General features: G+C 60.1%; 19 protein-coding genes and 1 pseudogene. 8 read left to right on the top strand and 12 right to left on the bottom strand.

Features of this window, described 5'->3' with window-relative positions; genetic code table 11:
* Nucleotides 1–240: 240 nt before the first annotated feature.
* The 5 genes from A6U98_RS00555 to A6U98_RS00535 are packed head-to-tail and all read right to left on the bottom strand — an operon-like array spanning nt 241 to nt 5,355.
* Complete coding sequence (locus A6U98_RS00555; RefSeq protein ID WP_064647125.1) at nt 241–984, bottom strand: ABC transporter ATP-binding protein; 744 nt, start codon at nt 982–984, stop codon at nt 241–243.
* Nucleotides 981–1,826: an ABC transporter ATP-binding protein gene (locus tag A6U98_RS00550; RefSeq protein WP_064647123.1), complete on the bottom strand. Its 846-nt coding sequence runs from the start codon at nt 1,824–1,826 to the stop codon at nt 981–983. Before A6U98_RS00550 ends, A6U98_RS00555 begins: the two co-directional genes overlap by 4 nt.
* Nucleotides 1,813–2,715, bottom strand: coding sequence for an ABC transporter permease (locus A6U98_RS00545; RefSeq protein WP_064647121.1), 903 nt, complete (start codon nt 2,713–2,715; stop codon nt 1,813–1,815). The genes A6U98_RS00550 and A6U98_RS00545 overlap by 14 nt, the downstream gene beginning before the upstream one ends.
* The gene (locus A6U98_RS00540; RefSeq protein ID WP_064647118.1) at nt 2,712–3,740 is read right to left on the bottom strand and encodes an ABC transporter permease; all 1,029 of its coding nucleotides are present in this window, start codon (nt 3,738–3,740) and stop codon (nt 2,712–2,714) included. Before A6U98_RS00540 ends, A6U98_RS00545 begins: the two co-directional genes overlap by 4 nt.
* A 19-nt stretch (nt 3,741–3,759) precedes the next feature.
* Nucleotides 3,760–5,355, bottom strand: coding sequence for an ABC transporter substrate-binding protein (locus A6U98_RS00535; RefSeq protein WP_064647116.1), 1,596 nt, complete (start codon nt 5,353–5,355; stop codon nt 3,760–3,762).
* A 133-nt stretch (nt 5,356–5,488) separates the two neighbouring features.
* On the opposite strand from A6U98_RS00535, the gene A6U98_RS00530 reads away from it, so the two are divergent.
* The 3 genes from A6U98_RS00530 (at nt 5,489) to kdgD (ending at nt 8,198) form a co-directional block, all read left to right on the top strand.
* Nucleotides 5,489–6,199, top strand: coding sequence for a FadR/GntR family transcriptional regulator (locus tag A6U98_RS00530; protein ID WP_064647114.1), 711 nt, complete (start codon nt 5,489–5,491; stop codon nt 6,197–6,199).
* 65 nt (nt 6,200–6,264) lie between these two features.
* Nucleotides 6,265–7,239, top strand: coding sequence for a mannonate dehydratase (locus A6U98_RS00525; RefSeq protein ID WP_064647112.1), 975 nt, complete (start codon nt 6,265–6,267; stop codon nt 7,237–7,239).
* A gap of 32 nt (nt 7,240–7,271) precedes the next feature.
* Complete coding sequence (kdgD, locus tag A6U98_RS00520; RefSeq protein WP_064647110.1) at nt 7,272–8,198, top strand: 5-dehydro-4-deoxyglucarate dehydratase; 927 nt, start codon at nt 7,272–7,274, stop codon at nt 8,196–8,198.
* Nucleotides 8,199–8,448: 250 nt separating this feature from the next.
* Here the strand turns inward: kdgD and A6U98_RS00515 are convergent, their stop codons facing one another.
* Nucleotides 8,449–9,447, bottom strand: coding sequence for an AraC family transcriptional regulator (locus tag A6U98_RS00515; RefSeq protein WP_245304470.1), 999 nt, complete (start codon nt 9,445–9,447; stop codon nt 8,449–8,451).
* Between the two features lie 168 nt (nt 9,448–9,615).
* Between A6U98_RS00515 and A6U98_RS00510 the strand changes: the two genes are divergently transcribed.
* On the top strand, nt 9,616–10,386 hold the full coding sequence (locus A6U98_RS00510; RefSeq protein WP_028741997.1) for an alpha/beta hydrolase: 771 nt from the start codon (nt 9,616–9,618) through the stop codon (nt 10,384–10,386).
* Between the two features lie 181 nt (nt 10,387–10,567).
* Here A6U98_RS00510 and A6U98_RS00505 read toward each other — a convergent pair.
* A pseudogene (locus tag A6U98_RS00505) lies at nt 10,568–11,056 on the bottom strand (GFA family protein); the annotation flags it as partial.
* 85 nt (nt 11,057–11,141) lie between these two features.
* Nucleotides 11,142–11,909 (bottom strand): prolyl oligopeptidase family serine peptidase, encoded by a 768-nt coding sequence (locus A6U98_RS00500; protein ID WP_064647106.1) that lies wholly within the window; start codon nt 11,907–11,909, stop codon nt 11,142–11,144.
* A 159-nt stretch (nt 11,910–12,068) separates the two neighbouring features.
* On the opposite strand from A6U98_RS00500, the gene A6U98_RS35385 reads away from it, so the two are divergent.
* Nucleotides 12,069–12,758, top strand: a complete 690-nt coding sequence (locus A6U98_RS35385; RefSeq protein ID WP_082933817.1) for a hypothetical protein — start codon at nt 12,069–12,071, stop codon at nt 12,756–12,758.
* Nucleotides 12,759–12,948: 190 nt separating this feature from the next.
* Here the strand turns inward: A6U98_RS35385 and ugpC are convergent, their stop codons facing one another.
* From ugpC to A6U98_RS00480, 4 genes are all read right to left on the bottom strand, one after another.
* Entirely contained in the window at nt 12,949–14,022 is a 1,074-nt protein-coding gene (gene ugpC / locus A6U98_RS00495) for a sn-glycerol-3-phosphate ABC transporter ATP-binding protein UgpC (RefSeq protein WP_064647104.1), read from the bottom strand.
* Between the two features lie 22 nt (nt 14,023–14,044).
* A complete protein-coding gene (locus tag A6U98_RS00490; protein WP_003539503.1) occupies nt 14,045–14,893 on the bottom strand; it encodes a carbohydrate ABC transporter permease in 849 nt (282 codons plus the stop codon).
* Entirely contained in the window at nt 14,886–15,824 is a 939-nt protein-coding gene (locus A6U98_RS00485; RefSeq protein WP_064647102.1) for a sugar ABC transporter permease, read from the bottom strand. Before A6U98_RS00485 ends, A6U98_RS00490 begins: the two co-directional genes overlap by 8 nt.
* Before the next feature lie 78 nt (nt 15,825–15,902).
* Entirely contained in the window at nt 15,903–17,207 is a 1,305-nt protein-coding gene (locus A6U98_RS00480) for an extracellular solute-binding protein (RefSeq protein ID WP_064647100.1), read from the bottom strand.
* A gap of 202 nt (nt 17,208–17,409) precedes the next feature.
* Here A6U98_RS00480 and A6U98_RS00475 point away from each other — a divergent pair, with 202 nt between their 5' ends.
* Genes A6U98_RS00475 through A6U98_RS00465 form a run of 3 tightly spaced genes read left to right on the top strand, consistent with a single transcriptional unit; the run spans nt 17,410 to nt 20,427 of the window.
* On the top strand, nt 17,410–18,609 hold the full coding sequence (locus A6U98_RS00475; protein ID WP_003539497.1) for an ROK family transcriptional regulator: 1,200 nt from the start codon (nt 17,410–17,412) through the stop codon (nt 18,607–18,609).
* A gap of 57 nt (nt 18,610–18,666) precedes the next feature.
* Nucleotides 18,667–19,767, top strand: coding sequence for a Gfo/Idh/MocA family oxidoreductase (locus A6U98_RS00470; RefSeq protein WP_064647098.1), 1,101 nt, complete (start codon nt 18,667–18,669; stop codon nt 19,765–19,767).
* A gap of 18 nt (nt 19,768–19,785) precedes the next feature.
* Entirely contained in the window at nt 19,786–20,427 is a 642-nt protein-coding gene (locus A6U98_RS00465; RefSeq protein ID WP_033182585.1) for a ThuA domain-containing protein, read from the top strand.
* The last annotated feature ends 277 nt before the right edge of the window (nt 20,428–20,704 follow it).

The raw sequence follows: 20,704 nt of genomic DNA, 5'->3' as shown, positions 1-20,704 counted from the left end.
GGACGGACGACCATGGCAAACCGCTTGACAAACAAGACAGTCGCTCTCCCCGTAAACGGGGCGAAGGGGATATGCCGCGACCTCTCCGTCCCCCGCCCACCTCTTGCAGGGCACGTCCCCTCGCCCCGTTTTACGGGGGTCCGCAGGACGGGTCGAGACGAGTGGCTCGACCCCGGCAGGTTAGGGTGAGGGGCAGCTATCCGCGCAAACCGGACAGCAGTGGCACAAAGCCGAGGGATATCAAGCCTCGATAAAACTCGCTTCGAACAGTTCTCGCGCATAGGCATCATGCGTCGTGCCGGCCTGCAGGTCCGCTTTGGTGAGTTCGTCCACAAAGCAACCATTCTTCATGATCAGCACCCGGTCGCACATATGTGCGATGACCGCGAGGTCGTGGCTGACAAGCAGATAGGTCAGGCCCTTTTCCTCGCGCTGATCGGCCAGCAGGTTGAGGATTTCGGCCTGGACCGAGACGTCGAGCGCCGATGTCGGCTCGTCGAGCAACAGGATGGGCGGCGACAGGATCAGGGCCCGGGCGATTGCCACACGCTGTCTCTGGCCGCCCGAAAGCTCATGCGGAAAACGGTTTGCGAAGCTCGCCGGCAAACCTACCTGGATCAACGCCCTCTCGACCTTCGACCAGATATCGGAATGGCGCATGGCGCGCAGCGGCTCGGCCAAGGCGGTGCCGATACGATGGCGCGGATGCAGGGATCCGTATGGGTCCTGAAACACCATCTGAGCGAGTTTCAGCTCCTCGCGGGAGCGCTTCTTGCCGATCGGTTTGCCGCCAAGCTCGATGTGACCGGTCCAGCCGGACTCCATACCGGCGAGGCAACGCAGCACCGTCGATTTGCCGCATCCGGATTCACCGACAATGCCCAGGGTCTCCCCCTGGTTGACCTGAAAACTGATGCCCCTGACGACATGGTTGCTTGATTTGCCGGAGGCAAAGACGACATCGAGGTCACGCACATTGATCATTGCGCCGTCTCCAGATCGAGTTTCGTCCTGTCGAGGACCGCAAGCCGGCGAACCGGATTTCTGGGGTCGGGCAGCGCAGCGATCAGCCCGCGAGTATAGGGATGGCGAGCATCCTCGAGGCTGGTCAGGGTCTCGACGATCCGGCCGGCATACATGACGATGATGCGCTCGCAAAAGGCTGCCACCATGCGAATGTCGTGGCTGATCAACAGCAGTCCGGAATTGTCCTCGCGCACCAGTTCGTCAAGCAGCAAGAGCACGTCCTTGCGAACGCTGACATCGAGCGCCGAGGTCGGCTCGTCGGCGATGACAAGCTTCGGCCGCGCCAGCAGCATCATGGCGATCATCACGCGCTGACCCATGCCGCCGGATATCTGGTGGGGATAAAGCGCCATGACCCGATCCGGATCACTGATGCGCACGCGCTCCAGCATGGCGCGGGCCGCATCAAACGCCTGAGACTTGCCAAGACCGAGATGAAGGCGTGCGGCTTCGGCGATCTGCTTGCCGATCGAGAGCACCGGATTCAGCGAATAGCGCGGATCCTGCATGATCAGCGCGATGTCCTTGCCGCGCAGCGCGCCCATCTGACGCTCGCTCTTCGAAAGCAACGGATCGCCGCTAAGATCCATGCGTTCGGCCGAGACCACCGCTGCCGGCGGCAGAAGGCGCATGATGGCGCGACCGGTCGTCGATTTGCCGGAACCGGATTCTCCGACGATGCCGACGCGTTCGCGCCCGACGTCGAAGCTGACATTGGAGACAGCGGGCACGGCACCCCGCCCGAAACGGACGGTCAATCCTTTGACGGAAAGAACGGGCTGCAGGTCACGATCTTGCATGGCGGGGATCCAAAAGGTCGCGCAGAGCATCTCCGGCGACGTTGAAGGCAAGGCTGGTGAGGAGGATGGCGATACCCGGCATGACGGCAACCCACCAATAATCGAGCATGAACTTGCGGCCGCTGGAAATCATCGCGCCCCATTCCGGCGCCGGCGGCTGGGCGCCAAGGCCGAGGAAGCCGAGTGACGCTGCCGTCAAGATGATACCCGCCATGTTGAGCGTCAGACGAACGATGACGGAGGGAACGCACATCGGCGCGATATAGAGGAGAAGAATGCGCATCGGCGAGGCGCCATAAAGGCGGGCGGCAACCACATAGTCGGCGTTTCTGACGACAAGCGCCTCGGCGCGCGCGAGTCTCGCAATCGGCGGCCATGCGGTCAACGAGATCGCGATGATTGCCGTGGTCAAGCCGGCGCCGAGTGCCGCAGCAAAAGCCAAAGCCAGGATCAGCGACGGGAAAGACAGAACGATATCGGTGGCGCGCATCAGCAGCGCATCGGTGCGCCCTCCGAAGAAACCGGCGACGACGCCGATCAACAGGCCGATCGGGCCGACGATCAAGGAGATCGACAGCACGGTCTGGATGGTGATGCGCGTGCCGAAGATGAGGCGGCTCAAGATGTCCCGGCCGAATTCGTCCGTGCCTGCCAGGTGCGCAAGGCTCGGCGGCTGCAAGGCATCGCCAAGCGACTGTATGACCGGATCGTAGGGCGCCAGGAGCGGCGCGAAGATCGCGATCAAGCAAAGCAGACCGAGGATGACGAAACCGGCAAGGCCGAGCGGCTCGTGGGCCAATTTGCGGCCGGCGCGCGCAAACGACGCCGCGATACGGGTCGACACGCTTGGAGGGCGGATCTCTATTTCGCTGCGGATGACATCGCTCATCGGGCCGCCTCCCGCATGCGCGGATCAAAGACGGCGTAAGCGACGTCGGCCAGGAAGTTCAACAACATGAAAATGAATCCCACTATGATGGTGCCGGCGACGATGGCGTTCATGTCGCCGATCATCAGCGCGTTCGTCATGTACTGGCCAATGCCAGGCCAGGAGAAAACGATCTCGGTCACGACAGCGCCTTCGAGCAACCCGCCATAGGAAATGGCCAGGATGGTGATCAGCTGCACCGCAATGTTCGGCAGGACGTGGTGCCAGATGGTGCCGAGCGGGCTCACACCCTTGGCTCGGGCCGCAATGACATAATCCTGGCTCAACTGCTCCAGGGTGAAGCTGCGTGTCATGCGGGTGATGTAGGCCATCGCCGCGTAGGCGAGAATGACGGCCGGAAGAATGATATGGCCGAGTGCATTCCAGAAGATTTCCGTCTCGCCCTGCAGCAGGCTGTCGACCAACAACAGCCCGGTGCGCGGCGTGACGAGACCCTCGTAAAACACATCGATCCTGCCCGGCCCGCCGACCCAGTTGAGGCCGGCATAGAAGATGACGAGCCCGACGATGCCGAACCAGAAAACCGGGATCGAATGACCGACGAGCGCGACCACGCGGGCCGTCTTGTCGATGAAGCTATCCCGAAAGAGTGCTGCGACCAGCCCGAGCGGGACACCGACGAAGGTCGAAATGATCACCGCCAGCGTCGCCAGTTCGAACGTCGCCGGAAACGCCTGGGCAAGGTCCGAAGAGACGGGATTGCCGGTGAGGACGGCCGTGCCGAAATCACCATGGGCCAGCCCGTTCAGATAGAGGAAAAACTGCTGGTAGATCGGCAGATCGAGCCCGAGACGCGCCCGCATCGCCGCATAGGCGGCGGGATCGGCGAGCTCGCCGACAATCGCGCCGACCGGATCGGTGGGCAGGATACGGCCGATCACGAAGGTCACACATAAAAGGATGAACAGGCTGACCAGCAAATGCGCCAGGCGTCGGCCAAATTCGGCTACGGAGAGTTCCTTCATGATCGGCTGTCCTGGAGTATTACTGGGTTTCGACCTTGGTCACGTTCTCGAGACGCGTCAGCTGAGACGGATGCCCCACATATCCCTCGACCTTGCTGTTGAGGACGATCGGCTCAAAGCGCTCGAAGAGCGGAAGCACCGCCGGCTTCTGTTCGATGAACATCTTCTGCATCTGAACATAGAGTTCGCCGCGCTTCTTGGCGTCCGGCTCCATCGATGCTTTCGCCGTCAGGGCAGTGAGTTCCGGAATATCCCAGGCCGAGCGCCAGACGAAATTGCCGGCATTGTTGGCTTCCTTCGAGTTGTCGGGATTGGAGGAAAACTGCTCCATCGAGCCGAGCACGTTCGGCATATAGGCGCTGGTTTGCGGGATCAGCAGATCAAAATCCCTGGCGCGATGGGCGGCGATGATTTCCGAGCCGTTGCCCTGCTGGATGTCGATCTTGATGCCGACCTGGGCAAGCGATGCCTGGATGGCGGTGGCCAGATCGATGCGCGGCGTTTGCGCGATGGTCTTCAGCGACAGCGAGAAGCCGTCCTTGAAGCCTGCCTCGCTCAGCAACTGCTTGGACTTTTCGACGTCGAGATGCCAATCGGGGTTCGGGATGGCATATTCGAAATTCTCCGGAACCGGAACGTTTCTGGCCCGTCCGTAAGGACCCATGATGGTCTTTTCGATGCCCTTATAGTCGATGCCGTAGGCAATGGCTTCGCGAACCTTCGGGTTGGCGAGGTATTTGTTGCCGGCATTCATCGACAGCACATAGAAACCGCCCGTCGGAATACGCTGGATGGCAAAGCCCTTCTTGTCGTTGAACGTCGCGAGATCCGAGGCGGTCAGGGCGCTGGCAATATCGATATCGCCGCGTTCGAGCATCAGCCGCTCGACCTGGCTTTCAGGCACGTGCCGGACGATGACGCGACGCATTTTCGGCGCGCCGGTCATATAATCCTTGTTGGCATCGAGAATCACCAGTTCGTTCGGCGACCAGCGATTGAGGGTGAACGGACCGGAGCCAGCCGAATGGGTTCGCATCCAGGCGTTTCCGTAGTCATTATCGACGGCGTGGCTCTCGACCTCGACGCTGTCGACCACGCTGGTGGTGGTCGTCGTCAGCCGGTAAAGCAGAAGCTCTGCCGTCACCTGGTCGGAGAGATCGATGCGCACCGTCTGGTCGTCGACGGCCTTGACGAGCTTTTCGACATTGTCCTTGTCGTAACCGACGCGCTTGAGGTTGGCGGCCGCGGCCTGGTCCATCTTCAGGAGCCGCGCCAATGAATAGACGACATCCTTCGAGGTGACCGGGTTACCGGAGGCGAAATTGGCCTTGCGCAGCGTAAAGGTGATGCCCTTGTCGTCAATCTTCCAGCTTTCCGCCAGTTGCGGAAGGATCTTGCCATCCGCCGTGCTGGCAACCAGCCGATCGTAAAGATTCGACATGATCTCGACCGCCTTGCCTTCGGTCGCCTGGTGCGGATCGAGCGACAGAACCTGCGCCAGCGATGTCCCGACCACCAACTGGTCCTGCGGCGTGGCGGCTTGCGAGAGCGGCGCCGATATCGTCAGGGCGCTGATGACGGCGCCGACGAACAAGCCCTTAGAAAAATGCTTCATTGTCACTCCTCCCTGGATTACTATAAAAGACATATTATGTTGTCCGTATGTCGTATTATGATTTAACGAAGTCTGATAGGATTGACAAGGCCCGAGCGGGAAACTTGATGCGAAGGGATTGGGGGAGCCGAAAATGACGACACTCAGCCGTGGCCGGCAAAGACTGGCGCAACAGGTTATCGATCAGCTGCGGGCGCAAATCGAAACGGGGAAGCTGCGCGTCGGCGACCAGCTGCCGACCGAGCCGCAGCTTGAAGCGACATTCGGCGTCAGCCGCACCGTGGTGCGCGAGGCGATAGCCGATCTGAGGTCGGCTGGCTTCGTCAAGCCGATCCAGGGCAAAGGCGTCTTCGTCGCGGATCCGAAGGCGCATTCGATGCTTTCTTTAACACCAGTGGAAATCAAGAGCATTCCTGAAACCCTGGAATTGCTGGAGTTTCGCATGGCCGCCGAGGGTGAAGCGGCGGCGATCGCCGCCTATCGCCGAACCGCCGAGCAGGAAGCGGCGATCCGCGAAGCCAACCGCAGAATGGCAAACCTGATCGAGACCGGGCAGCAGACGGTGGAGGCGGATTATGCCTTCCACATGGCAATCGCCGCCGCCACGAACAACCGATTCTATGTTGCCGTCTTGCGCCAATTCGGTCCCAGAGCCATTCCCCGCGGCCAATTTCCGACGCTTCCCGAGGCCAATGACCGCGACTATCTTCAGAAGGTTTATGCCGAACATGTCGAGATCCTGTCAGCGATCGCGGACCAGGATCCGGAGCGGGCGAGACAGGCAATGCGGGCGCATATGCTGGCCAGCCAACGCCGTTATCGCATGCTCGCGGAGCAGCAATAGGGCTCGACACTCTTCGAAATTCATATTATGTCATATGACATTGGATAATTTCGAAAGAGACTCAAATGTATCTGGGAACACAGGTCGCAGCGCGGGATGACGACGATTATCGTATCTTCGCGCAACTGGGTGTGAAGCATATCAATGCCGACCCGCCGGGAAAGCCGAGCAGTTGGACGCTCTCCGATCTCGAGCGGCATCGCGACAAGGTCGAAAGCTTCGGCCTGATCCTCGACATGATCCAGTTGCCGCTGCCCTCGCAACCGATCGAGAAGGCTTCCTATCCCGATATCCTGCTTGCCGGCCCCGAGCGCGACAGACAGATCGACGCCGTCTGCAAGCTGATCGAAAATACCGCCGCCGCCGGCATTCCTGCGGTGAAGTACAATCTCAACCTGATCGGCATTCCCCGTACGCCGGATGAACCGGGACGCGGCGGATCGCTGAACGCGAGCTTCCGCTGGGACAAGACGGACCAGCAGGCCGAGCCTGGCCTTGCCGGCGTGCTTTCCGAGGACGAAAACTGGGAGCGGATCGATTATTTCCTGGAACGCGTCGTTCCCGTTGCCGAAAGCAACCGCGTCCGGCTCGCCTGCCATCCGCACGACCCCTATACGCCGCCGGGCTATCGCGGCGTCACGCGTGTCTTGGGTACGGTGGAAGGCCTGAAGAAGTTCGTGCTGATGCGCGAAAACCCCTATCACGGCCTCAATTTCTGCCAGGGCTCGATCGGCGAAATGCTGGAAAATCCCGGCAAGGAGATCGACGATGTCATCCGCTGGTTCGGCCAGCGCGGCAAGATCTTCAATGTTCACTTCCGCAACATTCGCGGCGGCAAGCTGTCCTTCATGGAGACCTTCCCCGAAGAAGGCGACATGGACATGGTCCGCTCGGCCAGGATCTACAAGGAGGTGGGCTTCAAATACATGCTGATGCCCGACCATGTGCCGACCGTCAGCGGCAAGGACCCGACCGCCACCGCATTTGCCTTCTGCTACGGCTATATCGCCGCACTTCTGCAAGTGCTCGACAGCGAGTGACCCGGTTTTCAACACCTAAGAAATAGGACTTCATGATGAACCCGATTGAATTGAAGAAGGCCGTCGGTAGTGGCCTCCTGTCGTTTCCGGTTACGCATTTCGACGATCAACTGAAATTTGACGAAGCGAAGTACCGCCGCCATGTCGAGTGGCTTGCAGGTTACGACGCTGCTGCACTGTTTGCCGCCGGCGGCACCGGTGAATTTTTCTCGCTTAATCCGGCCGAGATTCCGCAGGTGATCCGGGCCGCCAAGGCGTCGGCGGGCAAGACGCCGATCATTTCGGGAACCGGCTACGGCACGTCGCTCGCCATCGAGATCGCAGTCGCGGCCGAGAAGGCAGGCGCGGACGGACTGCTGCTGCTGCCGCCCTATCTGATGTTTGCCGAACAGGCGGGTCTCATCGCTCACGTCAAGGCAGTCTGCCAATCGGTCGGCATCGGCGTCATCGTCTATAACCGCGACAACGCCATTCTTTCCGCCGACAGCATCGCGCGCCTGGCGGAGGAATGCCCGAACCTGATCGGTTTCAAGGACGGCGTCGGCGATGTCGACAAGGTAATCGAGATTACCACCCTGCTTGGCGACCGCCTCGTCTATGTCGGCGGCATGCCGACCCATGAGGTTTATGCGCAAGCCTATTTTGCCGCAGGTGTGACGACTTATTCATCGGCCGTTTTCAACTTCGTCCCCGCCCTCGCCCAACGCTTTTACGGCGCCTTGCGCACCGGCGATCAGGCGACTGTCGACGAGATCCTGAAGAGCTTCTTCTTCCCCTTCGTCGCCTTGCGCAACCGCAAGAAGGGCTATGCCGTCTCGATCATCAAAGCCGGCCTTCGCGTCCTCGGGCAGAACCCAGGCCCCGTGCGCCCGCCTCTGACGGATCTTACCCAGGAAGAGCTCGCGCTACTGGAAAAGATCGTCCAGGCCAACGGCGTCACACGGATCGCGGCTGAATAATATATCGCGGCAATCGGCCGCCGGGGTGGCCCGGCGGCTGTCCGGTTCGCACCGACAACGGAGATCGGCTCGGCTTGGAGAGACGACCGCTGCGGAGCCGGAAGCGGCGCGTCTGTTATCGGGGCGAGCTCAGCAGAAGCTGCCATTCGGCATTGACCGCACGTCGGACATTCGCGTTGAAACGCGCTATCGCAAAAGCCGACATTGGCGGGCGGCGGCCTTGCGCCCGCAGCTCGAACGTTGAGTGCTACTAACGCGCGCCCAAAGTTGTCGATTTGGCATTCATGGGCGCAAAACCAAACTGTGCCTTGAAGGCTCGGCTGAAGGCTGCTTCGGAATCATAGCCCACTTGCCTGGCGACCAACCCAACCTTGGCATCAGGCTGGCGCATCAAGCCCAAGGCGAGCGTCAGCCGCCAGCGGCTGTGGTAGGAAAGTGGCGCTTCTTTCACCAATGCTGTAAATCGCGCCGCGAAACCGGACCGGGACAGGCCCGCCACCCGAGCCAGATCGAGCACGGTCCAGCGCCGATAAGGTTCGTCGTGGATGGCCTTGAGCGCGCGGCTGATGCGCGCATCCCCGAGCGCTCCAAGCCAGCCGACATTGCCGCCCCGCTCGATCCGCACCCAGCTACGCAGGATACTGATCACCAGCACGTCGATCAGCCGTGAAATCATGATGGACGCGCCGGGATACACCTCCTGCGCTTCCTTCATCATGAAGTAGCCAAGGCCCTCGGCCCATCCGGCGGTCTCGCCGCTGGCTTTTGGAATGTGAATGACCGACGGCAGTGCCGATACGAGCCAGGGCACGGAGGCACTTTCGAACTGAAAGGCTCCGGCGATAAGCTTGGTCTTTCGGCCGCCTCCGCCGTGGGAGACATTGAGTTTTTCGGCGGTAACCTGTGCCGCCATCAGGGCTGCCAAGTCAGCCTCAGATGCACACTCGCCATCGCTCAAGCCGTGCCCAAGGCCTCGCGGCAGCATGATCAGATCGCCAGTTGCCACCTGCAAGGCATGGCCCTGATCGTTCACAACCGTCAGGTCCCCTTCGAGCACGATGAAGAAATAAGCCGCTCCTGGATGAAAGCGTAGCGCCCATGGTTGTCTGAGCTCGACTGTAAAGACGATTTCGCCATGCAGGCTGACCATGGCCAAAACCTGGGAGAGCAGATCCACCCGAGAGGCGAGCATGATCGCATTTTTGGACGATAGAGCATGCATTGCGGGGCTCGGGTCATGGTGATCCATCTCGGTAAGCCCTAGCTTGGTTTTGTCTTCAACGAGGAATGATCTGGCAGTTCAAGTGTTTCGGCGAAAGGAAGGTCATTCTGGTCGTCCTGACGTCGCATAGGTCACAGCATTGCAGATTATCCGAATTAAGCAATCGCGCTGATGCGCCCTATAGGAGCTCTCCAAATGAAATCTCTTCTTATGTCCGCCCTAATGTTAACGACCGCCATGCTTGGTGCTGCACCCACAAGGGCCCAGCCGGCTCTCCCGGATCAAACAATTAAGAATATCGTTCTTGTCCACGGCGCCTTCGTCGACGAAACCAGTTGGGACGGCGTCGCTGCAATCCTGACCGCCAAGGGCTACAAGGTGACTGCGGTAAAGAACCCATTGACCTCGCTTGCTGACGACGTCGCTGCCACCAATGCGGTGCTGGATGCGCAAAATGGCCCGGTTGTCCTGGTGGGCCATTCCTGGGGTGGCGTGGTGATCGGCGAGGCGGGCGACAACGCCAAGGTGGCATCACTCGTCTATGTCTCGGCCTTTGCGCCCGAGAAAGGTGAAACCATCACAGCATTGGCAGCCAGCGGTCCGGCAACTCCCGGAACGGCGGCCATTCGGCCCGACGCAAAGGGTTACTTGACCATCGATCCTGCAGTATTCCCCAGTGCAGTGGCGGGCGACCTGCCCAAGAAAATCGGTGAACATCTGGCAGCGCACCAGATGCCGATCAATCACACCGCCTTCGATGCGCCTGCTGAGATCGCGGCATGGCACGATAAGCCAAGCTGGTACGTCCTGAGCTCCAAGGACCTCGTGCTTGATCCCCACGCACAGGCTTTCTTTGCCGAACGGATGAAGGCCAAGGTAACGACGGTCGAGGGGAGCCACGCCTCGCTGGCCTCGCACGCCAAGGAAGTGGCTGCGGTCATAGAAGCGGCCGCAGGAGCAAAGTAGCCCTCGTCAACCGATGCTATCGCCCGCCTAGCAATGGTCGGTAGCATAGATGTGCAACGATCCCACTTGCAGGGTCGCACTCGCAGCGCTGACCCCATATCACCGGCAACACTACTGCCCACGCGCCATGGCAACGGACAGCGCCGCACTGGCAACCGCCGGAGTAGCGCTCAGCCATCACGCCCCTCACCGCCCATGATGTGGTATCGTGATCGGGATGCTGGTTGCTGCTCTCCTTGATCGCAGCGGCCCAGTCGGCGCCGTTGTTTTCGGTCGCACCGGTATTTTCTATGCCAGTGATCGTATCGAACCAGGCCACCATGTTCTCGGTGCAGGTATTGGCGTGCGGGGAGAAGGCGTGCGGATCGTCGAGCGAACCGATCATCAGGTTGGTGCGACCGTTTTCGAGGTGGTGGAAGAACAATGGGGTACCGCAATTGGCGCAGAAGCCGCGCTCGACAAGCGCCGAACTCTTCCAGATGCTCGGCTTGCCGCGTGTCCAGCTGAGCGCATCATCGGGCGCGGCGACGAGCGCGGCAAAGATGTTGCCCGAGGCTTTCTGGCACATGCGGCAATGGCAGAGATGCGAATTGTCATGCATAGCGGTTGCGTGGTAGCGCACGGCACCGCACTGGCAGCCGCCGCTCACCTCCATCTCGATGCGTTTCATTTTTTCTCCTCCTTCAAGAGGCAGGTGGGCTTAATCTCTTTCAGGTTTTCGTCACTTTCCCGCTGCACGAAGCTGTCATGCGGCCTTAGTGATACGTCACGACGGGATTGAACACCCTTTGCAGGAAGGGCCTGAGAGCTCCCTGCATGTCGTTCCTCGGAATTTGATGTCCACAGTCAAAGACGTGGAGCGTCGCCAGGACTCCGGCATTGGACAGAGCTTTTGAGAAGAGTTCGGCTTGGGCAACCGGAGCACGGTCGTCATGCTTTCCATGCAGCAACAGCGTCTCAGACCGAATTTCGGGCGCATAATGCAATGCAGAGCGAGCCAGAAAGGCCTCTCTCGATAGGCCCGCCTCTTTCTCGATAGCCCAGCGCAAACCGTCTGAACTCTCGTGATAAGCGACTTCGAGATCGTAGACGCCGCTGGACAGAATGACTGCTCGCAGATCAGAAACCTGGGCGGCGACCATGGCCGATGCAACGGCGCCACGACTGTTTCCATACACAACAATTCGGTCAGGATCGACGGATGGCTGCTCCCTCAGGAAGGAGAGAGCAGCTATGATCGCTTGCTGGGTTTTGGGACCGCAGAAATCTGGAGGGCCATCTGACGCCCCAAAACCGGGCTGCGAGACTGCCGCGGCAGTAATATTCAAACCAGAACAGAACCGAAGCAATGCACCGCTGTCGACCGCCTCTATCCCTCCAAGCAGACGGCCACCCTGATTGCCGTGGACAAACAGGATTGCTCCTGCGGGCGTTTCGCTTGCGGCTTGAGCTTGAAAAAGCTCGACCGTGGCTCCGTCACCCCGGTCAATGAGATGTCGCGTTACTACCGGCATAATCACCATCAGGTTTTTGCGTGACGGACAGACAATAGTGCAACTTGTGGCATTGGCAACGTCCGGTGGTGGCGGATATGGTTGAGAAACCAAGTGGCTTAGCCGCTCATCCGTCCGTTCGGTCTTTTGATCGAAATTCCGGAAGCGACAGCACAATAAAGGCCGCAGATGAATAGTGATCATTTTGATGAACGATCAACTTCCGCACTTATGAATATCATCCAAGACAAGGATGCCGGCAACGAAAATAGGTATGCCGCAACACAATCCGTTTTAAAAAGATGGCGACAAGGAGTTGATTTAAAATCCCTCACCGATCTCCTTCTTTCGGAGAGTTCGCGGGATCGCCTCCGTGGTGCACACTATCTCGCGGAGTTGGGGCAGGAGGTAGAAGGTTTGAATGTCGCTGCGACACAACTCGCCGATGACGCCCTGTCAGATTGTCGTAGGGCGTTTGTCGAATACACAGTGAATTCCGGACGCTATGATCAAACGATTTCCAACGCCTTGGCTAAATGCCTATTGGACTTGAACCTATATGTGAGGGTGGAGGTAATTAATTGGGCGGTCCATATATCCGATGAAAGATTTGAAAACTTTTCCCAATTGGTTGAAGCTGGAGCCGGTTGGCCTGAGTTTCGGTTCCCCAACCCTCTGAGCAATGATTTTTGGAATGCCTCCATTCTAAAACGCCCAGTTCGAGGACTAAATATCATTCGTTGCATCCGCGACGGCAAGCGAATCGAACAGATCAAGAAAGACTTTCCGGAAGAAGACAGTTTTATATTCGATATTGTTCAATTTTCGAAAACGCGCCGAGAACGGCTCACGAAATGGCTAGACAAATCAGAGCATTGATTAGCTGGGGCCAAGTGTCTCGCCCGTCCTTTCTAACTCGGCTTGCCCGCGAAGGAGCATCGCGCGACCTCTCACCTCCCTCTTCTCCCCCCGGCGAGAAGGTGCTCGCCGGGCGGGAAGAGGATATGCCGCACCCTCCCGTTCCCGGCTTGTCGCCGCAAATCGGACAGCCGTAGGACAAACCGCCCGTCTACAGCGCCACGCCGGTGCCGCGGTCGAAGACGTGCACCTGATCACTCGTAATACTTGCCTCGAAGACGGCGCCGTAACGGGCCGGATATTCGCCGTCGACGATGGCGGTCACCTGATGGCCGGCGAGATCGAAGACCACATGGGTCTGGGCGCCTGTCGGTTCCACCAGCATGGTCCGGCCGGCGAGCGGCGTGCCGGCGGCAACACCTGGAATGAGATGTTCCGGGCGCAGGCCGATGGTGATGGCCTGGCCGGCCTTGACCTTGCGGTCGGGCGCGATGCGGATTGCCGTGCCGTCTCCGAGGCGGGCGGCGGGTTCACCGTTTTCGCCGTCGACCGTGCCTTCGAGCATGTTCATCGCCGGCGATCCGATGAAGGCGGCGACGAAGAGATTGGCGGGCTTCCTGTAGAGTTCGAGCGGCGTGCCCTGCTGCTCCACCCTGCCCTGATTGAGCACGACGATGCGGTCGGCAAGCGTCATCGCTTCGATCTGGTCATGGGTGACATAGATCGACGTCGTCCTGACCTTCTGGTGCAGCGTCTTGATTTCCGAGCGCATCTGCACGCGCAGCTTGGCATCGAGGTTGGACAGCGGTTCGTCGAACAGGAAAACGGCGGGATTGCGAACGACGGCGCGGCCCATGGCGACGCGCTGGCGCTGGCCGCCGGAAAGCTGGGCCGGCTTGCGGTCGAGGAGTTCGGCGAGATCCAGCATGCGGGCGGCCTCGGCCACCCGGGCCTCGATCTGGGGTTTGGCCACGCCGGCGAGCTTCAGATTGAAGCCCATGTTTTCAGCCACCGTCATGTGCGGATAAAGCGCATAGGATTGGAAAACCATGGCGATGTTGCGTTCGCGCGGCGTCATGCTGTTGACGACCTTGCCGCCGATGGCGATGTCGCCGTCGGTGATCTCCTCAAGGCCCGCGATCATCCGCAGCAGCGTCGATTTTCCGCAACCGGACGGGCCGACGAGCGCGACGAATTCCCCATCCTCAATATGAAGCGAAATGCCGTGGATGACGTCGACGGCGCCATAGGTCTTGCTGATATCGGTGAGTTCAACGGATGCCATGATTGCACTCCAACGGTTCGGCTCAGGACTTCACGGCGCCGGCGGTCAGACCGGCGATGATGTGTCTCTGGGCGACGAAAAAGACGATGATGGTGGGAAGGATAGTCAGCGTGATGAAGGCCAGCACCAGCTGCCATTCCGTGCCGTACTCGCCGCGATAGACCATGATGCCGAGCGGCCAGGGATATTTCGATTCCGAGTTCAGCATGATCAGCGGCAGGATGTAGCTGTTCCAACTGCCGACGAAGGAAATGATGCTGACGGTGGCGACGATCGGGCGCGAAAGCGGCAGCGAGATGTGCCAGAAGAAGCGGAGATAACCGCAGCCGTCGACGAAGGCCGCCTGAAACAATTCTTCCGGAAGGTTGCGGAAATAGTTTCGAAACAGCAGGATGCTCATGCCAAGGCCGAAGGCCACCTGCGGCAGCACCACACCCCAATAGGTATCGAGCAGGCCGAGATCGCGGATGCGGATGAAGAGCGGCAGGATCGCAGTCGCTGCCGGAAACATCAGGCCGAGCAGGAAATAATTGAGCAGGAACGACGATCCGAAAAAGCGGACATGGGCAAAGGCGAAAGCCGCCATCGACGAGACGATCAGCGTCAGGAGGACGGTGAGCGACGCGATCACCAGCGAATTGCCGATCTGCAGCCAGTAGCGTTCACCGAAGAGAATATCGGTATAGTTCGCCCATTGCCACTCCGTCGGCAGGCCGAAGGGATTGGTGCGCAGGTCACCCAGTGTCTTGAAGCCGCCGAGCGCCGTCGTCAGCAGCGGCACGAGCACGATCGCGGCAATCAGGCTCAGCGACACGTAGAGATAGACGCGCGTGGACGTGCTCATGCGGATGGAAGAGCTCATATCAGTCATGGCGCATGAATATCCTTTTGTAACCGAAGGCGAGCGTCACGCAGATAATGAAGAGCACGACGCCGACGGCGCTGCCGAGACCGACCTGCATGCGCATGACGCCGTAGGTATAGAGGAAGGTGACCATCGTCTGGGTGGAATTGGACGGCCCGCCGCCGGTCAGCGGCATGATCATGTCGAAGAGCTGCAGTGAGCCGACGACAGCAAAGAAGATGGAAAGACGCAAGGTCGAGCCGAGCAGCGGCAGCGTGACGTAACGGAACTTCTGCCAGCCGGTGGCGCCGTCGATTTCGGCTGCCTCCAGCACGCTCTTGTCGACGGATTGCAGGCCGGCGATGAACAGCATCATATGGAAGCCGAAATATTTCCAGACGATGACGCCAAGCACGGCATAGATCGCTACATCCTTATCGGCGAGCACGTAAGGGTTGGCAAAGCCGAAGAAGTTGGAAACGGCGGCAAACAGGCCATAGTCGCCATCATAGACGAAGCGCCAGATAAGGCCTGCGGCAACGTCCGCCAACACATAGGGCAGGAAGAAGATCAGGCGGTAGCCGACGACACCCGGAATGCGGTGCGCCAGCATGGTCGCCAGCCAGATGGCGAGCGGCAACTGGATGCAGATCGAGATCACGATGATCAGGCCGTTATTGACCAGCGCCTGGGTGAAAGCCGCATTGCGGAACAGAACCTGGAAATTGCGCAGCGCGATGAACTCCGTCGGCGTGCCGTAGCCGTTCCATTTGTAGAGGCTGTACCAGGCCGCCTCGCCCATCGGCATGATGACGAAGAGCGTGAAAAGCAGCAGCGCCGGCGGCAGGAAGATCAACAGCACCGCCAGCCGATCATGGGCGACCGAGCTCTTGCTGTTTGCGGCTCTTTTTGCCGGCCTCGCGGCCGTGGTTATCGATGGAACTGAGATATTGGCCATGGGTCCTGCTTTCGCATCTCGTCGGCAGCAATGCTGGCGCCCCCACTTGGGGCGCCAGGAAGGGTCTGCAGGCGCTGGTTATTGTTCCAGTTCGAAAGCGTCCTGGATCATCTGGGCGCCGTCCTTGGAATTCATCTGACCGGAGACGATTTCCACCGACACGTCGTTGACGACACGGCCGACGGCCGCACCGAGATCCTGGTCGAAATAGTTCTGATGCCAGGTCGAACCGGCCAGCTGTTTTGCCGATTCGGCAAGCAGCGGGTTGGTGACGCCGTCGCCGGCACCGACGGCAACGGGCAGAAGCATGCCGGCCTTGGCCATCGCCCGCTCATTGTCCGCATTCGTCAGGAAGGCGAGGAAATCGATCGCTTCCTTGGATGCCTTCTTGGTGACCGCCCAGCCGTTCAGACCGCCAAGCGTATCGGTCGGCTTGCCGGCGCCGCCATCGACCGCCGGGAAGGCGAAACGACCGATATTTTCAGGTGCGAGCCCCTTGCCGTCGCCGGCATTCTTGCGCTGGTTGGCCTCGGTATTTTCAAAGCCGAGGATGATTGCAGCCTTGCCGTCGCCGAAAACGCCGAGCGCCTGCGGCCAGGTCGAGCCGAGATATCCGGGCTGGAACGGTTCGAGCTTTCCGAGTTCGGCGAGATCGTCGCCGGCCTTGATGATGGCGGGATCGAGGAAACCTTCGCCCTGGCCGGTCTTTGCCGCTTCGAAGACCTTCTGTCCGCCTTCACGCATGACGAGATAGCTCCAGTAGAAGTGGATCGGCCACTTCTCACCGCCGCCACCGGCGATCGGCACGATGCCTGCCTCCTTGATCTTCTTCACGGTACCCAGAAAATCAGTCCAGTTCTTGATGTCCTCGGCCTTCACGCCGGCCTTGGCAAAGAGCTCCTTGTTGTAGAAAAAGCTGACAAGACCGACCTTATAGGGAATAGCCCAGGTCTTGCCTTCGAATGTCAGGCCGCTGACCGAAGCCGGGCTATAGGCGCCGCGCAACTTACCGCCATCGGCATCGAGGGCGGGTGTCACATCCTGGAGCGCGCCGGTCTCGGACTGCTGCTTCAAGACGCCGCCACCCCAGCTGAAAAAGAAATCCGGTACGTCGTCGGATTGCAGCAATGTCGGAAGCTTGGCCTTGAAGGCCTCGTTTTCGAGAAACTGCATCTGGATATCGACGTCGGGATGCTGGGCTTCGTATTTCTTGACGATGTCTTCCCAGGCCGCGACATATTTCGGGTCGAGCTCGAGATGCAGCCACTTGACCACCGTCGCCGCCGAAGCGGCACCTGCTCCGGCCAGCAACATGCCGGCAGCCGCGGCCATGGATGCGATACGCCTGCCGCGAAGAGCGGTGCTCTTGAACCTAAAAGTCATGATTTTTCCTCCCAGGGGCCTATCCTCACAATTTTTCCCCTATGCGGATTAATTCAACGGAGCTTTCGCATATTGTCAACCCAATGCCTCTATTTTTATCAAATGCGCTTGACAGGACCACTGAATTCCCTGCTATTTATTTCGTAACCCGTTAAAAATATTTGGGTTTCGCCCCAACGAAACGCTCGCCTGGCTAGTTCCAATGAAGACCGCAGATCCCGAATTAATGCGCGCGATCAATCGCTTGAACGTGCTCGATACCATCAGGCGCCATGGTCCGATCTCGCGGATAGAGATCAGCGAGCGTACCGAACTCTCCACCACGACCGTTTCAGCCATCACCGCCTCGCTGCTCGACGACGGGCTGATCCTGCCGCGTCACGAAGGCGATATCCGCAACGAAGCCGTGCGCGGACGGCCGCGGGTCATGCTGGAGCTCAATCCGGATGCTGCCCGCGTGGTGGGCGCCAAGATCGCCGCCAACAGGATGGTCTTCGTCGTCACCAATTTCCGCGGCGACGTGCTGTCGAAGCTCGCCTTGCCGATTCGCATCGACCGACAGCCGATCGGCGTCATCGCCGATCTCGTCGAGGACGGGGTCAGGCGCTGCGTCGTCGATGCCGGGCTGTCGCTGGAGGATGTCGACAGCGTCTGCCTCGGCTTTCCCGGCGTTATCGAGCACCGCACCGGATATATCCGCAGCAGCCCGATCTTTCGCGACACCAATGTCGATTTCGCCGCCGAGATGTCGACGCGGCTGGCAACGCCGACCATCGTCGAAAGTGATGCCCACGCCATCACGCTTGGCCATCACTGGTTCGGGAAGGCGCGCGATCTCGAAGATATGGTGCTGATTTCGCTGGAGCAGACGCTGGGTCTCGGGGTCCTGCACGGCAACAGCCTGTTTCGTGGCGCCGGCGGCCTCAGCCACAATCTCGGCGATCTCGTGCTCGGCATGGGACCGAATGGCGTCGTCCGGCTTTTCAGCCAGGCCGGCGAAAGCGCGATCCTCGGCGAACAGCAGGCCGACGGGCGTTTTGCCGAAGCGATCCGTCTCGGCCGCGGCATGAACCATGCCCAGGCACTGATCAAGGCCGATGACGACCGGCTGATCAGCGCCGCCATCCGCGCCGGCGAAGCGGTCGGATTGACCATTGCCAATATCGTCACGCTGTTTGCGCCGCCGCGGGTCATTCTTGTGGGCTCGAGCCTGGCGCTCGGCGAACCCTTTCTCAACAGCCTGCGCGATGCCTATGCGCTCGCCATTCCGCCGTCGCTGCGCGGCGTGAGCGAACTCGTCTTCGACGATTCGACCGATGATTTCTGGGCGCAGGGTGCGGCTGCAGTGGCGCTCTACGAACTCTACGAATCGCCCTGGAGCACGACGGGGCCGGCGCTCTGACGGGCGCCCCAATCAAGATCAACGGCACCATCAATGGCAAGATCAGTGGAGGAATTCATGGACAAGGTCGGTATCGGCATCATCGGATGCGGCAATATTTCGGGCGCCTATCTCACGGCGATGGCATCCTTTCCCATCCTCGACATCCGCGGCGTCGCCGATCTCAACCGGGAACTGGCGGAAGCGAAGGCTGCGGAATTCAACGTTCCCGTCAAGACGGTCGAGGAGCTTTTCGCCGATCCCAAGGTCGAGATCATCGTCAACCTGACGATCCCGAAGGCCCATGTTGCAGTGGCGCTGCAGGCGCTCGATGCCGGCAAGCATACCTATTCGGAAAAGCCGCTCGGGATTAATTTCGCGGAAGGGAAAAAATTGGCGGAAGCCGCCAAGGCGAAGAATCTGCGCATCGGCGCTGCCCCCGATACCTTCCTCGGCGGCGGCCACCAGACGGCGCGTGCCTTGATCGACCAAGGGGTCATCGGCCAGCCGGTCGGCGGCTCGGCGACCTTCATGTGCCCGGGCCATGAGCGCTGGCATCCGAACCCGGCCTTCTATTATGAAGTCGGCGGCGGGCCGATGCTCGATATGGGCCCCTATTACATCACCGATCTCGTCAATCTTCTCGGACCTGTTTCACAAGTTGCGGGTTTTGCGACAACGCCGCGATCGGAACGGCTGATCACCAGCGAACCGCGCAATGGCGAGCGCATTCCCGTGCATGTGCCAACCCATGTTACCGGCATGATGGCCTTTGCCAATGGCGCCGTCGTCCAGATCGCCATGAGCTTCGATGTTGCCGGCCACAAGCACGTGCCGCTGGAAGTCTACGGAACCGAGGGCACGCTGATCGTTCCCGATCCGAACAAGTTCGGCGGCCCGGTGGAATATCTGAAGAAGGGCGGTCCGTTCGAAGACCAGCCGGTCACATCACCTTATGCCGACGGCAACTATCGCTCGCTTGGCGTCGCCGATATGGCGCATGCGATCCGCTCCAACCGGCCGCACCGCGCTAATGGCGATCTGGCACTGCATGTGCTCGAAGTCATGGAAGCATTCCACACCGCTGCCGCAACCGGCCGGACGGTCGCGATCACCACGGCAACGGAGCGCCCTGCCCCCTTGTCCGATTCCATCGTCGACGGACGGCTGGCGAAGTAAATTTCAGGAGGAAAGACTATGCGTGAAGCACTGATCGTCTGGGGCGGCTGGAGCGGGCATGAGCCGCAGGAGTGCGCCGAAATCATCAAGACCATGCTCGAGGAAGACGGCTTCAAGGTCTATCTCGAACACGGCACCGAGGCGCTTGCCGACCCTTCCGTCCATGATCTCAGCCTCGTCGTTCCGATCATGACGATGTCGAAGATCGAGAAGGAAGAGGTCAAGAACCTCGCCACGGCGATCGAAAGCGGCGTCGGTATCGCCGGCTATCACGGCGGCGCGGGCGATGCCTTCCGCGACTCCGTCGACTACCAGTTCATCATCGGCGGCCAGTGGGTGGCTCACCCCGGCAACATCATCGACTATACCGTCAACATCACCCGGCCCGACGATCCGCTCATGGAAGGGATCGCCGATTTCCCTTATACGTCAGAGCAATATTACATGCATGTCGACCCCTCGAACGAGGTTCTGGCGACGACCAAGTTCACCGGCGATCACGCCTACTGGATCGACGGGGTCGTTATGCCTGTCGTCTGGAAGCGGAAATACGGCAAGGGCCGCGTCTTCTATTCCTCGCTCGGCCATCAGGCCAAGGAATTCGACGTTCCCCAGATGAAGACCATCTTCCGCCGCGGCGCCAACTGGGCTGCGCGGTAAGGCGAGGCTGTTCTCGTGCGGCTGCCGCTAATGAGGGGCAAAGACATGGAGCCTTTGGCAAGGGTCGCCCCTCATCCGCCTGCCGGCACCTTCTCCCCGCTTGCGGGGCGAAGGGGGATTGCCGCAACCTCTCCGTTCCTCGTCAACCTCTCGCGGGGCACGTCCCCTCGCCCCGTTTACGGGGAGAGGGTTAGGGTCATATGCGCTAGGTTAGGCGGGCATGTAGAACGTCGCATTGTTTTCGGCGTCTTCGCGGCGGCTCGCAGAGGTGGCGACG

Origin of the sequence: Rhizobium sp. WYCCWR10014 (genome assembly GCF_001657485.1) — a bacterium.
In the GTDB taxonomy this organism is placed as follows: domain Bacteria; phylum Pseudomonadota; class Alphaproteobacteria; order Rhizobiales; family Rhizobiaceae; genus Rhizobium.
This window is presented reverse-complemented; position numbering and strand designations above follow the sequence as displayed.